Annotated in this window: 13 protein-coding genes; 10 read left to right on the top strand and 3 right to left on the bottom strand. The window is 66.3% G+C overall.

All coding sequences use genetic code 11. From position 1 onward, the window contains the following. Positions 1–75: 75 nt before the first annotated feature. Positions 76–1,104, top strand: coding sequence for a flagellar motor switch protein FliG (locus GVL61_RS13530; protein WP_159980943.1), 1,029 nt, complete (start codon positions 76–78; stop codon positions 1,102–1,104). Between the two features lie 11 nt (positions 1,105–1,115). Further along, positions 1,116–1,817, top strand: a complete 702-nt coding sequence (locus GVL61_RS13535; RefSeq protein WP_159980880.1) for a FliH/SctL family protein — start codon at positions 1,116–1,118, stop codon at positions 1,815–1,817. 347 nt (positions 1,818–2,164) lie between these two features. Here GVL61_RS13535 and GVL61_RS13540 read toward each other — a convergent pair whose 3' ends face one another. Further along, on the bottom strand, positions 2,165–2,359 hold the full coding sequence (locus GVL61_RS13540; protein ID WP_159980882.1) for a hypothetical protein: 195 nt from the start codon (positions 2,357–2,359) through the stop codon (positions 2,165–2,167). Here GVL61_RS13540 and GVL61_RS13545 point away from each other — a divergent pair. From GVL61_RS13545 to GVL61_RS13575, 7 genes are all read left to right on the top strand, one after another. Then, positions 2,359–3,240, top strand: a complete 882-nt coding sequence (locus tag GVL61_RS13545; protein ID WP_159980884.1) for an OmpA family protein — start codon at positions 2,359–2,361, stop codon at positions 3,238–3,240. The two genes, GVL61_RS13540 and GVL61_RS13545, sit on opposite strands and share 1 nt — an antisense overlap. Positions 3,241–3,446: 206 nt before the next feature. Next, the gene (fliF, locus tag GVL61_RS13550; protein ID WP_159980945.1) at positions 3,447–4,985 is read left to right on the top strand and encodes a flagellar basal-body MS-ring/collar protein FliF; all 1,539 of its coding nucleotides are present in this window, start codon (positions 3,447–3,449) and stop codon (positions 4,983–4,985) included. A gap of 10 nt (positions 4,986–4,995) precedes the next feature. Next, positions 4,996–5,364, top strand: a complete 369-nt coding sequence (gene fliN, locus GVL61_RS13555; RefSeq protein WP_159980886.1) for a flagellar motor switch protein FliN — start codon at positions 4,996–4,998, stop codon at positions 5,362–5,364. Then, entirely contained in the window at positions 5,364–5,831 is a 468-nt protein-coding gene (locus GVL61_RS13560; RefSeq protein ID WP_235037685.1) for a helix-turn-helix domain-containing protein, read from the top strand. The genes fliN and GVL61_RS13560 overlap by 1 nt, the downstream gene beginning before the upstream one ends. Positions 5,832–5,934: 103 nt before the next feature. Next, positions 5,935–8,034 (top strand): flagellar biosynthesis protein FlhA, encoded by a 2,100-nt coding sequence (gene flhA / locus GVL61_RS13565; RefSeq protein ID WP_159980890.1) that lies wholly within the window; start codon positions 5,935–5,937, stop codon positions 8,032–8,034. Between the two features lie 609 nt (positions 8,035–8,643). Beyond that, entirely contained in the window at positions 8,644–9,516 is an 873-nt protein-coding gene (locus tag GVL61_RS13570) for a flagellar hook-length control protein FliK (RefSeq protein WP_159980892.1), read from the top strand. A gap of 12 nt (positions 9,517–9,528) precedes the next feature. Beyond that, on the top strand, positions 9,529–10,203 hold the full coding sequence (locus GVL61_RS13575; RefSeq protein ID WP_159980894.1) for a flagellar hook assembly protein FlgD: 675 nt from the start codon (positions 9,529–9,531) through the stop codon (positions 10,201–10,203). A gap of 63 nt (positions 10,204–10,266) precedes the next feature. Here the strand turns inward: GVL61_RS13575 and GVL61_RS13580 are convergent, their stop codons facing one another. Together GVL61_RS13580 and GVL61_RS13585 are read right to left on the bottom strand one after the other, a co-directional pair. Then, complete coding sequence (locus GVL61_RS13580) at positions 10,267–10,611, bottom strand: hypothetical protein (RefSeq protein WP_159980896.1); 345 nt, start codon at positions 10,609–10,611, stop codon at positions 10,267–10,269. A 199-nt stretch (positions 10,612–10,810) separates the two neighbouring features. Then, positions 10,811–12,295 carry a DUF2779 domain-containing protein gene (locus GVL61_RS13585; protein WP_159980898.1) on the bottom strand — a complete coding sequence of 495 codons (1,485 nt, stop codon included), beginning with the start codon at positions 12,293–12,295 and terminating at the stop codon, positions 10,811–10,813. A 374-nt stretch (positions 12,296–12,669) separates the two neighbouring features. Here GVL61_RS13585 and GVL61_RS13590 point away from each other — a divergent pair, with 374 nt between their 5' ends. Beyond that, on the top strand, positions 12,670–13,926 hold the full coding sequence (locus GVL61_RS13590; protein WP_159980900.1) for an MFS transporter: 1,257 nt from the start codon (positions 12,670–12,672) through the stop codon (positions 13,924–13,926). Positions 13,927–13,946 lie beyond the last annotated feature (20 nt).

Raw genomic sequence — 13,946 nt, forward strand, 5'->3', positions numbered from 1 at the left:
TTCCTCCTATAAATAGAAGGAACTCTCCGGGATCGGATTGAATCGGACAATTTTCGAAGGGTCTCGCAGGTGAACATGATGACCGCGGTGGGTGAACCACCGGAGCTCAAGAAGTACTCAGGCCTCCAGCGCGCGGCCGCGCTGCTGCTGGCGCTGGGTCAGGAGCACGGCATCCCGATCTGGCAGCAGCTGAGCGACGAGGAGATCAAGGAGCTTTCGGGCAGCATCTCCCAGCTCGGCCGCGTGCCCGCCGTCGTCGTGGAATATCTGCTTGCCCAGTTCTCGGGCGAGGTGTCCAGCATCACCACGCTGCACGGCTCCTACGAGACGACCGAGCGCCTGCTGGAAGGCGTGCTTGCGCCCGACAAGGTCAAGGACATCATGGAGGACATCCGCGGTCCTTCGGGCCGCACGATGTGGGACAAGCTATCCAATGTCAGCGAGGGCGTGCTGGCGGGCTACCTCAAGAGCGAGCACCCGCAGACCGTGGCGGTGATCCTGCAGAAGCTGAAGCCCGATCATGCCGCGCGCGTGCTGGCTTCGCTGCCGCGCGACTTCGGCACCGAGGTGGTGATGCGCATGCTCAAGACCGAGACGGTACAGAAGGATGTGATCGTGCAGGTCGAGCAGACGCTCAAGACCGAGTTCATGACCAACCTCTCGCGCTCGCAGCGCCGCGATCCGCACGAGAGCATGGCCGAGCTGTTCAACGCGCTTGACCGTTCCACCGAGGAAGACATGCTCGGCGCGCTGGACGAACGCGCGCCCGAAGCGGCGGAGCGCATTCGCGGCCTCATGTTCACCTTCGAGGATCTGGGCAACCTGCTGCCGTCCGCGATCCAGGTTATCGTGCGCAACTGCAACAAGCGCGAACTGGCGCTGGCGCTCAAGGGATCGCCGGAGGACATGAAGAAGCTGTTCTTCGGGGCCATGACCGAACGCGCGGCCAAGCTGATGCGCGACGACATGCAGGCGATGGGGCCGGTGCGCGCACGCGAATGCGAAGCGGCGCAGGGCAACCTGGTGCGCCTCGCCAAGGAACTGGGCGAACGCGGCGAGATCATGCTCGCGGATCCCAAGAGCGACGACGCGATGATCTACTGATGAGGTCCTGAGTGAAGGCAACAATGGACGGCTTTGCGACGATACAGCCATTCGGTTTCGACCGGGTGTTCCACCTCGTGGACACCCATGCGCCGGAGCCGCTGGCAGGCGGGGAAGCAGGCCTCGTCCTGCCGCCTGAGGACCTTCACGAAAAGGTCGCCGAACTGGAGGCGCGCATCGAGCGCCTCCACGCCGACCACCGCGCCGAACTTACCCGCGCCCGCGCCGACGGTTTCGAGGCCGGGGCCACGCAGGCACGCTCCGAACGGGCCGAGGCGCTGCTTTCGGCCACCGACGCGCTCCACGCGGGCCTGAGCGACATCAATGCCCGCTTCGACACTGCCACACGCGCCATGCTGGCCGAGGCCGGCGCCGTCGTGCTCCACGCCGCGCAGCTGCTCGCCGGCCATGCCATCGACGCGGCGCCCGCGCGCGCCGTCGACGAAGCGCTAGGGCGCGCCCTCGAACAGGTCGCACAGGGCACCGCGCTGGTGGTGCGCGCCAACCCGGCGATGCGCGGTGAAATCGAAGCGCTGGTCGCCGAACGCAGGGCCCGGGCAGGTCGCAATCTGGCGGTTACGGTGGTGGATGACGTAGGCGTGCCGGAAGGCGACGCGCGGATCGAATGGAGCGCAGGCGGCCTCAACGTTGATGCCGAGGCGCGGCGTGCGGCAGTGATGGCGGAACTGGCCGGGACGCTGGCCGCCGCATAGGCGCGTGTGGCCGGTGCTCAGGCAGGCATTTGCGGGGGGACTGAATCGCAAAGGCTCTCCTTTGCGAATAATCCCGGTAATTCAATGCCGGTCAAAGAATCGTCGCAAGCACATTTAAAGATGCTATCCGACAAATTCTTCTAATTATTTGAAAATCTGCCCCTGGCTCTCCCTCGCAAGCCCAGCCTTGCGCCGTTCGGAACAACTTCCTTCGAATTGAAGCCGTACCGGCAAATCCTACCTGATAAATCTACCCAGGTATGAAGGTTTGCGCGATCCGGTCTGCATCGGTTCACCGCATGATCCACTCGAATTAGCCTGACAGCCACCTGTGTTACGGGGGGTGTTCATGTACCCGCAAGGTTGGGATGAACACGCAGGATGTCCATGATGTTCAGGTTCAGGTGCAGCTCCATGCCGCACTTCTCATGAAGCCAGATGGAGGGGTTCCGACAGCCCGATACGCCATCACGGCGGTGGTAGTTGGACGAAAAGCTGCGATCTCGCAGGCCCGACAGGTCGAGTTTGAAGGAGTAGCCCAATGAGTGTCATTTCCCACAGCCCCCGCGTTCTTTTGATGGTGGCCATGCTTGCCGGCACAGCGGCAGGCAGCGTGTCCGCCCAGACGCAGGGATCGCCCGACGGCGATCTCTCGGTGACCGTGTCCGACACCAGCCCGACCGACCGGTCGGCAATGACGGAAGGTCCCGAAGTGAAGGGCATCATTTCCGCACGCAGCGGCGCCAAGGTGCAGGTCACCTCCGACGACGGTAACCGCACGGTCGTCACCGTCGACGATGCCACCAAGATCAGCGCCAGCAAGGGCCTGTTCGGCCTTGGCAACAGCAAGCTGGCAGCAACCTCGCTGCTCAACGGCCTGCCGGTGAGCATCAAGACGCTGCAGGGCGGCGGCACGCTTCTGGCGAGCGAGATCAAGCTGCAGAACAAGGATCTCAAGACCGCCACCATGATCCGCAACGGCACCGATCAGGGCTTTGCCGAACAGACGGCGGCCACTGAAGCGCTGCGAGGCCGCATGGGCGATATCGGCAAGTACAACATCAAGGGCACGACCAACGTGAACTTCGATACCGGCAAGTATGCCCTGTCGCCCGAGGCGAAGCAGAGCCTCTGCGCCGCGGCATCGAGCGCCGAGGGCATGGACAACGCCCTTCTGCTCGTCGTGGGTTACACCGATTCCACCGGCAACCCGGAATTCAACCAGGTGCTCAGCGAAAAGCGGGCTGGCGGCGTCGTCAATTTCCTTCAGCAGGCCTGCCACTGGAAGCCCTACCGGATGCTTACCCCAACCGGCATGTCCGAAGCGGACCCGCTGGCGGACAACTCCACCGAAGAAGGCAAGGCACAGAATCGCCGCGTTGCGGTCAACATTCTGGTCAGCAAGGGCCTCGACGGTCTGTAAGGCGTTTGGGGGCGGGCTTTGTCCGCCCCCATCCCATTTTCAGCGACACGCGCCGGGCGACAGATTTTTCCATCGCCCGGCAAGTCTTGCCTAGTTCTTATCCTATAATGCCCGGGGGCGACGCAGGGGCGCGACGCCATTGACCTTAGAGGCCGGGCTTGGACGCGCTACGCAACTTCATCGGGCAGATCGGTACGCGCCGGGCCATGGCGATGGGCGGTGTCGCGCTTGCGCTGCTGCTGGCGCTGGGCTGGATGGCCATGCGCACGCCGCAAAGCGCGATGGGCTATCTCTACACAGACCTCGACCCGTCCGCTGCCGCCACGATCACCGAGAAGCTCAAGGGACAGGGCGTCCCATTCCAGCTTTCGGCGGACGGTTCGGCGATCATGGCCCCGGTCGACAAGCTGCCCGAACTGCGCATGGCGATGGCGTCCGAACAGCTGGGCGGCAAGATCGGCTATGAAGTACTCGACGAGGAAGAGCCGTTCGGCATTTCATCCTCCCGCGCGCGCCTGAACGAGACGCGCGCGGTCGAAGGCGAACTGGTCCGCTCGATCGAAAGCCTCGACCGGGTCACCCGCGCCCGCGTCCACGTCGTCATGCCCGAGCGCGCGATGTTCGAGACCGAAGCGCGCAAGGCCACCGCCTCCGTCACCGTGAAGACCAATGGCCGCCTGCCCGCAGAAGCGGTGCAGGCGATCCGCTACCTCGTCGCCTCGGCCGTGCCGGACCTGTCGCCGGAAGCCGTCTCGGTGGTGGACCAAACCGGCGCGCTGCTGGCCCGCGCAGGCGAGGGTGAAGGCGCCGCCAGTGACCTGGAAGACCGCCAGAAGGCCGTCGAGGCCCGCCTGCGCGACCAGATCGAGACGATGGTCGAGCCGATCGTCGGACGCGGCAAGGTCCGCGCCGAAGTGGCCGCCCTGCTGGAACGCGATCAGGTCCGCGAGGAATCCGAGACCTTCGATCCCGATGCCCAGGTCATCCAGCACCAGGTCACCGTCGAATCGGGCAGCCAGAGCAACGAAAACGACCCCGGTGCCCAAGGCGCCAGCGTCGCGACGCAGCTTCCCGACAATCAGGCCGCCCCCGCCGGTACGCCCGGTGACAGCCGCCGCTCAGCCCAGAACGAGACTTCCGAGGACGTCACTTACCAGAACAGCCGCACCCAGAAGGTCGCGGTGCGCAACCCCGGCCAGATCAAGCGCCTGACCGTGGCAGTGATGGTAGACGGCGGCGAAAAGGGCCTGCCCGCGCCGCAGATCGAACGGCTCCAGCGCCTGGTCGAAAACGCGGTCGGCTACGACGGCCAGCGCGGCGACAGCGTGGTGGTGGAGAACATGCCCTTCGCCGCGCCCGGCGACCTTGACGGGATCGATGGCGGACTGCCCTTCGGCCTGACCGTGGACCGTATTCTCGACGTTCTGAAGATCCTGCTGGTGGGCGGCATCGTGCTGTTCGCCATCCGTATGCTTCGCCGCCCCAATGCCCCGGCATTGCTGCCGCCTCCCGGCGAGCGCCTCGACGACGACGAGCGCCGCGATCTGGCCGGCGGGGTGACTTATGCCCAGCTTGAACCCGGCGAGGAAGGTTCGCTCGAAGCGGGCGGGCTGCTCGATCAGGAAGTGGCGCTCGCCCATGTCGACGGGCGGATAAAACTCTCCGCGCTGCGGCGCATCGGCGACACGATTTCGGCTAATCCAGCCGAATCCGCCTCCGTAATCCGCCAGTGGATGAACACGTGAAAGGTATCCGATGAGCGACGAGCCAGAGACCCGGCAGCTCGCCCCCGTGCATTTGCCCGAAGACGACGCCGCCGGCGATGCGGCCGCAGGCCTTGGCACAACCTCGCTGCCGCCGCGCCCTTCGGCGCCGCCCTCGCCCGACGATCTCCAGGCCGTGTTCGACGTGCCGGTGAAAGTGCAGGCAGTACTGGGCCGCTCGCGCATGGACATCGGCGACCTGCTGCGGCTCAAGCCCGGCATGGTGGTGGAACTGGACCGCCGTGTGGGTGAGCCGGTCGACATCTTCGTCAACAACCGCCTGATCGCGCGCGGCGAAGTGGTGCTGATCGACAGCACGCTGGGGATCACGCTCACCGAAATCATCCGCAAGGAAGGATGATGACCACCCGTCTCATGCTCGTGGGCGAACTGGGCGACGCGGTGGGGCTGGCGACCGAGATGGTGCGTGGGTCCGCCGCGCGGATCGGCGTGGAGACGGCAGGCCCCGCAGCCCTCGAAGCATGGGCCGAGCCGGGCGAGGAGCCGGACGGCGATGTCGTGGTGGTGGACCTTGCGGTGAACCTCAAGGACGTGCTGGCACGGCTGCGCGGTGACCGCCGCGATTTGCAGTCAGTCCCCGCTTCGGTCTCCGGGCTGGTCGGGCAGAACATCGCCGACGTCGAGCGTGAGCTGATCCTGCAGACACTGCGCCACTGTGACGGCAACCGCAGCGCGGCCGCAGTGATGCTGGGCATTTCGGTGCGGACCATGCGCAACAAGCTGCGCAGTTTCCTGGCCGACGGGATGGCGGTGACGCCCTCGCTGGCCGGCGGCGCAGTGCGCCACGAAATCGCGGCCGGGGCCTGAACCTTTCATGCCTGCATGCAACCCTGAAGCGGCGCCGTGCCTTGAGCGCCTGGGCGTCGACGGGGCCTCGTCCTAAACCATGGCCTCCGCCCCGAACGAACCCATGAAAGACCTGCTTTCCGGCAGGATCGCCCCGATCCTCGCCCGGCTTGGGCCGGGGCGCGATCTGGCGCTGGCGCTGGGCGTGGGCGCGATCATCGCGATGCTCATTCTGCCGATGCCGGGTTGGCTGCTCGACATGGGGCTGGCGCTCTCGATCACTGCCTCGGTGCTGATCCTGATGACGGCGCTGTTCATCGAAAAGCCGCTCCAGCTATCCAGCTTCCCCACGATCCTGCTGATCGTGACGATGCTGCGCCTTGGCCTGAACCTCGCCTCGACCCGCCTGATTCTGGGCCACGGGCACGAGGGGCATCAGGCGGCGGGCGGCGTGATCGCGGCCTTCGGCGAATTCCTGATGGGCGGCGAGACGGTCATCGGCCTGACCATCTTCGCGATTCTGATCGTCATCAACTTCGTGGTCATCACCAAGGGCGCGGGCCGCATCGCCGAAGTGGCGGCGCGTTTCAGCCTCGATGCCATGCCCGGCAAGCAGATGGCGATCGACGCCGATCTCAACGCCGGCACCATCACCGAAGTGCAGGCCCGCGAACGCCGCGCCGAGATCGAAGCGGAAAGCGGCTTCTACGGCGCGATGGACGGCGCCTCGAAGTTCGTGAAGGGCGATGCCGTCGCGGCACTGCTGATCACCGCGATCAATATCGTGGTGGGCCTGATCGTGGGCGTGGCGATCCACGGTGTGCCGTTCGGGCAGGCCTTCACCACCTACACCCTCCTCACCGTGGGCGACGGACTGGTCAGCCAGATCCCGGCGCTGATCGTCTCGACGGCGGCGGGCCTGCTGGTGTCCAAGGGCGGCGTCGTCGGCAAGACCGGCGCGGCGCTGGGCGACCAGCTGGGCCGCTACCCCAAGGCGTTCGGCATAGCGGGCGCGCTGATGGGATCGCTGGCGCTGGTGCCCGGCCTGCCGTTCCTGCCTTTCGCGGTGTTCGGCGGCCTGTGCGGATGGCTCGCCTGGACGATGACCAAGAAGGCCGAAGGCGAGGCCGCCACCGCGCGGGTGGAACACGCGGCCGAACAGGCCCGCCAGTCCGCCGCGCAGGCGGAGGAACCGATCTCGCGCACGCTTGCGATCGACGCGCTGCGCATCGAACTGGGCTACGGGTTGCTCCCCCTCATCAACGATGCCGTGGCCGAACCGCGCCTCGACGATCAGGTGCGTGCGCTGCGCCGCCAGATGGCGATCGACTACGGCTTCGTCCTGCCATCGGTGCGCATCCTCGACAACATGGCGTTGCAGGCCAACGAATACGTGGTCTACGTCAAGGAAACCGAGATCGCGCGCGGCGAACTGCGCATCGGCAAACTGCTCGTCATCAATGCGGGCGGCGGCGACACGGGCCTGCGCGGCGAAGCGACCAGGGAGCCGGTTTTCCAGCTGCCCGCCCTGTGGATCGAACGCGAGATGCGGCAGGAGGCTGGCTTCCGGGGCCTGACCGTGGTCGATTGCGGCACCGTGGTGACCACCCACCTGACCGAAATCGTCAAGGACAACATCGCCGACCTGCTCTCGTACACTGAAACGCAGAAGCTGCTGGACGAGGTCCACAAGGAATCCGCCAAGCTGATCGCCGAGCTGGTCCCCTCGCGCATCTCGATTTCCGGCGTGCAGCGGGTTCTGCAGAACCTGCTGGGCGAGGGCGTCTCGATCCGCGATTTGCCCACGATCCTCGAAGGCATCGCCGAGGCCTGCGCGGTGACTTCCAACCTCACCCAGGTAAGCGAGCATGTCCGCGCCCGCCTTGCCCGGCAGATTTCCGCGCAGCACACGCTGGACGGGACGATTCCGATCGTTTCACTGGGCCCGGTGTGGGATGAGGCCTTCGGCGAGGCGATCATCGGTCAGGGCGACGACCGGCATCTGGCGATGGCGCCCTCTCAGTTGCAGGCCTTCATCGCGGCCGTGCGCGAGACGTACGACCGCCTCGCCGGACAGGGCGAGATTCCGTGCCTCCTGACCAGCCCGGCACTGCGTCCCTTCGTGCGCTCGATCATCGAGCGCGTGCGGCCCGCCACGGTGGTCCTCTCGCAGAACGAAATCCATCCTCGCGCGCGCCTGCGCAGTCTCGGCGCGGTCAACTGACGGGCCTGCCTTCGCGTCAACCTGCCCTGACGGGGATCGACGCTGAATGACACATTCTCGAACAGCAAGACCGCCCCGCGCGACCACATGGAGGCCGATCGCTCTATGATAGACTTGATGGCCGTTCCCGCGATCTCCCTTTCCCCGATCAAGACGCTCGCGGCAGCCGAAGCGGTGCCCCCGCGCGCGGCAGCTGGCGGCGAGGGGTCAGCGGAAGGCTCTTTCGGTGCCGCACTGGAAAATGCCGCTAAGGTGGCCCTGCAGACCACCACTTCTGGCCAAGCCCGAACTACGGCCCCCACGCCTGCACCGAAGCATGCGCCAGCCGACGAGACGGCTCTTCCTGCGCCCGTTGTTGACATGCCCAGCCCTGCGCCGTCGCTGACAGCCCCCAGCCCCGTAGCGCCGGAAAATGTTCCCAATCCGTCCCAGCCGGTCCCCGCTGATGAGGCAGCGGCAAAGCCTCAACCTCACGTGCCACCGCTGCCCCAAAGCACTGCAGAGGTCGCCATTGCCGCGCCCAAAGCTCCCGTGACTGCATCCGAGGCACCGGAGGATACCGAAATCCAGGAGCCTCGCCGCGCTAAGCACGAGGATGCCCCCGTCCTCATGCCCCTCCCGACCGGACTCCAGGATACCCCTCAGCCTGCGACCACGCCCGCCGTGCCGCCGCAGCCGCTTGCGTCTCCGGCAGCGTCTCCGGCGGCGACTTCGGCCCCCACACCGGCCGGATCTGAAGTTGCTCCGACCATCACCGCCACGCCGCATGAGACAGCGGCCAAACCGGCGGAACACGCCGCCCCGGATCAGGCCGCACGCACCCACGCGGCGCCTGAAACGGCGACCACTCGCACCCATGGCGACACACCCGCCCCCGCAGACGGCGGACCGGCTAATACCTCTCCCACGCCCGAGGCCCGCGTCTCCGCCCCGCTATTTTCCCAGACGCTGGAAACCGTGAACACCCGCCATGCCGCGCTTCCCTACGCCCCCGCGCAGGCAGAGATGACCAGCGCCACCGTCGCCCTACGCGAGGGCCGCTTCGGCGCGGACGTGGGTGTCAGCATCGCCCGGGCTCTCGGCGGCGGGCAGGACGACACCCAGGATGGCGGGGCACGCGACCTTCTGATCCGCATCGACCCACGCCACATGGGCCGCATCGACGTGCGCATGTCGTTCGACAACGACGGCGTCCTGCGGGCGGTGGTTTCGACGGACAGCCCCGCCACGCTCGACATGCTGCGCCGCGAGAGCGCCGACCTTAGCCGCGCGCTAACGGACGCCGGCGTGCGCTCGGACCCGCAATCGCTGCGCTTCGACAGCAGCGCCGGCGGCGGTTCAGGCGGCCAGTCCCGGCAAGGCCAGCGTACGCAGGCACAGGCCCCCGATTATGGCGGCGCCTCCGATTTTGCCGGTAGCGGCGATGAAATTCCCATCCACAGGTCGCTGCGGGGCAGCGGCCATGTCGATCTCATGGCATAAGGCAGCGCGAACATGACGACGGTTACCGACACCGCCTCGACCAAGAGCACGACGAGTGCGACCACCGCCGCGTCGACTTCGGGCCTGCTGACGGACTACAACCTGTTCCTCAAGCTGCTGACAACGCAGATGACGAACCAGGACCCGCTCGATCCGATGGACACCTCGGAATATACTGCCCAGCTGGTCCAGTATTCACAGGTGGAACAGTCGATCCAGCAGACCGGCGCGCTCGGCAATATCCTCAGCCAGCTTCTCTCGCAGCAGATGGCGCAGGCATCGAGCTACATCGGCCGCGAGGCACGCTTCGATTCGCCCGTGGCGGGCCTCGATACCAACACCCCCGCGCGCTGGACCTACTACGTCAACGGCACGCCCGGTTCGATCACAGCGACCGTCAAGGATTCGCTGGGCGCCACCGTAGCCACCGTCAACCTCGATCCCGAGGCGCAGGGCTCCTACGAATGGGATGGCACCATGACGGACGGCAGCAAGGCACCGGCAGGCGCCTATACCCTGTCGATCGACGCGAAGGATGCGAGCGGGTCGAGCCTCGACACTACGATCAATTCGATCGGCGTGGTCAACGACGTGGTGACCGACGGCACCGACATCATGCTGGGTGTGAACGGTATCCGCCTGTCCGCTTCCGGCCTCGTCGCGCTGGCGGCCCCGAAGGCGGACTGAGCGTACGGAGCGGGGCCCAGTCGCACCCCGCTATCCCAGCCGAACCTGTCGCAAGCTCCGCAGCTATCCCCGGCCGAGTGCTTCGGTGGCTTCGCAGTCGGCCTGCCCATTGTCCTGCAACAACTGGGCGGGCTGCAGCGCGGTATCCAGCCTGGTACAGCCGGGCAGACGCTCAGGCAGGGCCAGGACCATCAGGCAGTCGGCAATGGAAGGATCGCCGGCCGGGCCGATCAGGTCCTCGACCTCGTCCTGGCTCAGGTCGGCCTGGCTGAGGCAGCGCAAAGCCGCCGCCTGCCAGAGCTGGGCCGCGGAATCGACCCGCAGCCTGAGTGAAAACCAGTATTCCTGCTGCGCCCCGGAGGCTTGGACATTCCCGCTGCCCAGGCCCCAACATGAATTTTCCGCCATCGCGCTCTCAAAGTACTTCAGACCGAATCGCTACAGTCCGTGCCCCCGGACCCGAGAGGTGAAATCGCCCTCGCATCGCCAAATGATGAACCGAAAATTCAGCAGTCGACCGACTGTTTCTCTCTATACGACCCCCGCGCATAAAAAAGCGGGGCCACGAAACAATGCGTTGATAACGAATGCGTCCGTCGCAGGACCGTTACCCTGCGCCCGCCAGCCGGCGCGCCACCAGCACCATCGCCCAGGTATCGCGCATGCAGTAGGCTTTCAGCGCTTCCTCCAGCGCCCAGCGGCGTTCAAGCGTGGTTCCGGGGTCGACGGCCTCCAGGAAGCTGTCTTGCGCCATGCCGCCGTCCTTCACCTCCAGACTGGCGTAATCCAGGTCGGCGATCGTCGGGAGCAGGGCCTTGATCGACCACGAACCGCGCTGGTCGCGGTGATACCAGTGCTTGCGGGCGACCGGCAGCAGATCGACGGTACGCTCGGCCATGGCCAGCAGGGCGGCACCGTGTTTCGGCACGTGCGCGGCCAGGGCCCGCAGTACCCCGCGCTCGAACCCGGCATTATAGGCGATCACCGTGGCGCCTGCCGGGATCGCATCGACCAGCGCCTGCGCACAGGGTCCGCGCGGGTCGGAGCCGTCGCATTGCAGGAATTCGTGATGGGTGATCGTGCCGTCCGCCTGTTCCAGATGCAGCGAGAACTGGAAGGGAACCTGCTGATAGGGCCGCATCCCCAGCCAGCGCGGCACGGCTGCAGAGATCGTCTCGAAATCGAGCCAGGCGCGGGGGTACGACCATTCGGCCATAGCTGCGCGCGCGCCCTCGCCGTCGTGGAACGGGATTCCGGTTCGGGTGGCGGCGACGATCATCGCCTCGCGCGGCTTGGTCATGGTCATCTCGTCGAGGTCGAGAAGGTCGGTCACGCCCTGCCGGGCCCATTTCTTCCAGGCACCGTTTGGCAGCACTGTGACCGGCCACTCCGGCCCCGGCGGAAGACCACGTGAACAGTAGGCGGTGAACTCGCAGGCGAAAGGGTCGGCGCAGTGCGGCCCCGGTTCGCGCACCGGCTCCTCACCGGCGAGCACCGCGCGGGCCTGCTCGACCAGTGCGGGGCGCGCCGCCGCGATCTTGCGCGCGGGGCCAAGCAGGTCATCGTCGGCGAACAGGCCAGCATAATCGCCTTCCCGCTCCAGCACGAAGCCGGTGTCGATATGCCGCACCGCTGCGCCGTCGATGCGCAGCCCGGCGCCTTCCATAACCCATACCTGCGTGGCGATATCGCCAAGGTGATAGTCCTTCGCCCGCGCAGAACTCTTCACTTCGGCCAGCGTCCAGCCGCCGTCCTTTGCCGTGCGTTCGAGGATGTCGGCGCGGATCAGCACGCTGCCGTGCTGGAAGGTCGCCTCGAACAGCGGTCCGGGATGCCCCTCGCCGATCAGCCGCGCGGTTTCGGCCAGGGCGGCGGACAAGTCCGGCTCAGCCTCGATCATCCTGCCTTCGGGGTGGAGCGAACAGGCCACTTCTCCCACGAAATGCCCAGCATCGAAGCGAGCCTGCGCGCCATCGTCGTATTGCGCGGCTTCGGGCCGATGAACGCCCAGCCAGAGGCGCTTGGGACATTGTTCGAAGGCGGTGATGCGGGATTTGGAGAGGCCGTGGGGACGGAGGGTAGCGCTTGTCATGGTATTTGCCTGAATTGGCGGCGCGTCATTTTCGGTCGCCCGTCCTTCTGCCCGGCATATCGGGCCAAGCTGGTATGATGCGCAAGGCAAATCCCGCAGCGGCGCGTCCGCCGCGAAGCGCTACGGCGCAAACGTCATAAATTGTTGCGCAAGTTCAGAGCGGTGGCGGCACCGCCGTCGTGCTTGGCCTTAGCCAGCCCAGCATCAGCCGTTCGCTGGCGCGGCATGACCCGCACCCTATCCCGGCGACGAACTGGTCGACCACGGGCAGGCAGGCGCTGCGGCCCAAAAGCGCTCATGCAAGGCCTCGCCAATCCCTGCGGAGCCGGTTAGGGGAGTGCCCGGATCGACAACGCAACGAGGGGGCCTGAGCCGTGAACGTCTACCGCCAGAACGCGCGTGTGCTCACCGCCAGCCTCGTGGGCACCGCAGTCGAGTTCTATGACTTCTACATCTACGCGACCGCTGCGGCGCTGGTCTTCGGGCCACTGTTCTTCCCGGCCGATTCCATCACCGTCCAGCATCTGGCTGCCTATGCCAGCTTCGCCATCGCCTTCATCGCCCGCCCCGTGGGTGCGGCCCTGTTCGGCCACTTCGGCGACCGCGTGGGCCGCAAGTCGACGCTGGTCGCCTCGCTGCTGCTGATGGGCGGCGCGACCGTGCTGATCGGTTTCCTGCCGACTTACCAGCAGGTGGGCTGGCTGGCTCCGCTACTGCTGTGCACGATGCGCTTTGCACAGGGGCTTGGCCTTGGCGGCGAGTGGGGCGGAGCGGCGCTGCTGGCAGTCGAGAATGCACCGCCGGGTTATGCGGCCCGCTTCGGCATGTTCCCGCAGTTGGGCGCTCCGGTCGGCTTCCTGGCCGCCAACGGGTTGTTCCTCATCATCAGCGCGACGCTCAGCGAAGAGGATTTCGCAAGCTGGGGCTGGCGCATCCCCTTCCTGCTCAGTTCGGTGCTGGTCGGCCTGGGCCTGTGGATCCGTTTCCGTCTGGGCGAGACCGCGACTTTCGTCGCGGCCGCCGATGATAACCACCACCGCTCCATCCCCGTGGTCGAGCTTTTCCGCACGCACCTGCGCGAAACCGTGGCCGGCACTTTCGCGGTCATCGCCTGTTTCGCGATCTACTACCTCGCGACCACTTTCGCGCTGGGCTACGGGACCGGCACGCTGGGGTACGACCGGCAGACCTTCCTGGGCGTCCAGCTTTTCGCCATCCTGTTCATGGCGGTGGGCATCCTGATCTCGGGCTATGCGGCGGATCGCCGCAGTTCGCGCAGCGTGCTCATCGTCGGGTGTTTCTGCGCGATTGTCGTCGGCGTGATCATGGGGCTGATGTTCGCGGCCGGATCGCTTTGGATGATCGGCGCGTTCCTGTGCCTTGCGCTGTTCACGATGGGGCTGGTCTACGGCCCGCTCGCCGAACTGCTGCCCCGCCTGTTCGAGCCGCGCGTGCGCTACACCGGGGCTTCGATCGCCTTCAACGTGGGCGGCATCTTCGGCGGCGGCTTCGCGCCTGCCATCGCACAGGGACTGGCAGACAGCGGCGGCGTGCTGTTCGTGGGGCTCTATATCTCGGGCGCGGCGCTGCTGAGTCTGTTCGGCCTGCTCTCGATCAGCGCGAAACGCTGACCAAAAATCTCTCCCCGAGA

It is taken from the genome of Novosphingobium sp. 18050 (genome assembly GCF_902706195.1).
Classification (GTDB): Bacteria; Pseudomonadota; Alphaproteobacteria; order Sphingomonadales; family Sphingomonadaceae; genus Novosphingobium.

What these genes read in the sequence shown, in the direction of transcription:
- GVL61_RS13530 (WP_159980943.1), top strand. Translation starts at nt 76, where the DNA reads ATGATGACCGCGGTGGGTGAACCACCGGAGCTCAAGAAGTACTCAGGC.
- GVL61_RS13545 (WP_159980884.1), top strand. Translation starts at nt 2,359, where the DNA reads ATGAGTGTCATTTCCCACAGCCCCCGCGTTCTTTTGATGGTGGCCATG.
- fliF (WP_159980945.1), top strand. Translation starts at nt 3,447, where the DNA reads ATGGCGATGGGCGGTGTCGCGCTTGCGCTGCTGCTGGCGCTGGGCTGG.
- fliN (WP_159980886.1), top strand. Translation starts at nt 4,996, where the DNA reads ATGAGCGACGAGCCAGAGACCCGGCAGCTCGCCCCCGTGCATTTGCCC.
- GVL61_RS13560 (WP_235037685.1), top strand. Translation starts at nt 5,364, where the DNA reads ATGACCACCCGTCTCATGCTCGTGGGCGAACTGGGCGACGCGGTGGGG.
- flhA (WP_159980890.1), top strand. Translation starts at nt 5,935, where the DNA reads ATGAAAGACCTGCTTTCCGGCAGGATCGCCCCGATCCTCGCCCGGCTT.
- GVL61_RS13570 (WP_159980892.1), top strand. Translation starts at nt 8,644, where the DNA reads ATGCCCCTCCCGACCGGACTCCAGGATACCCCTCAGCCTGCGACCACG.
- GVL61_RS13575 (WP_159980894.1), top strand. Translation starts at nt 9,529, where the DNA reads ATGACGACGGTTACCGACACCGCCTCGACCAAGAGCACGACGAGTGCG.
- GVL61_RS13580 (WP_159980896.1), bottom strand. Translation starts at nt 10,611, where the DNA reads ATGGCGGAAAATTCATGTTGGGGCCTGGGCAGCGGGAATGTCCAAGCC.
- GVL61_RS13585 (WP_159980898.1), bottom strand. Translation starts at nt 12,295, where the DNA reads ATGACAAGCGCTACCCTCCGTCCCCACGGCCTCTCCAAATCCCGCATC.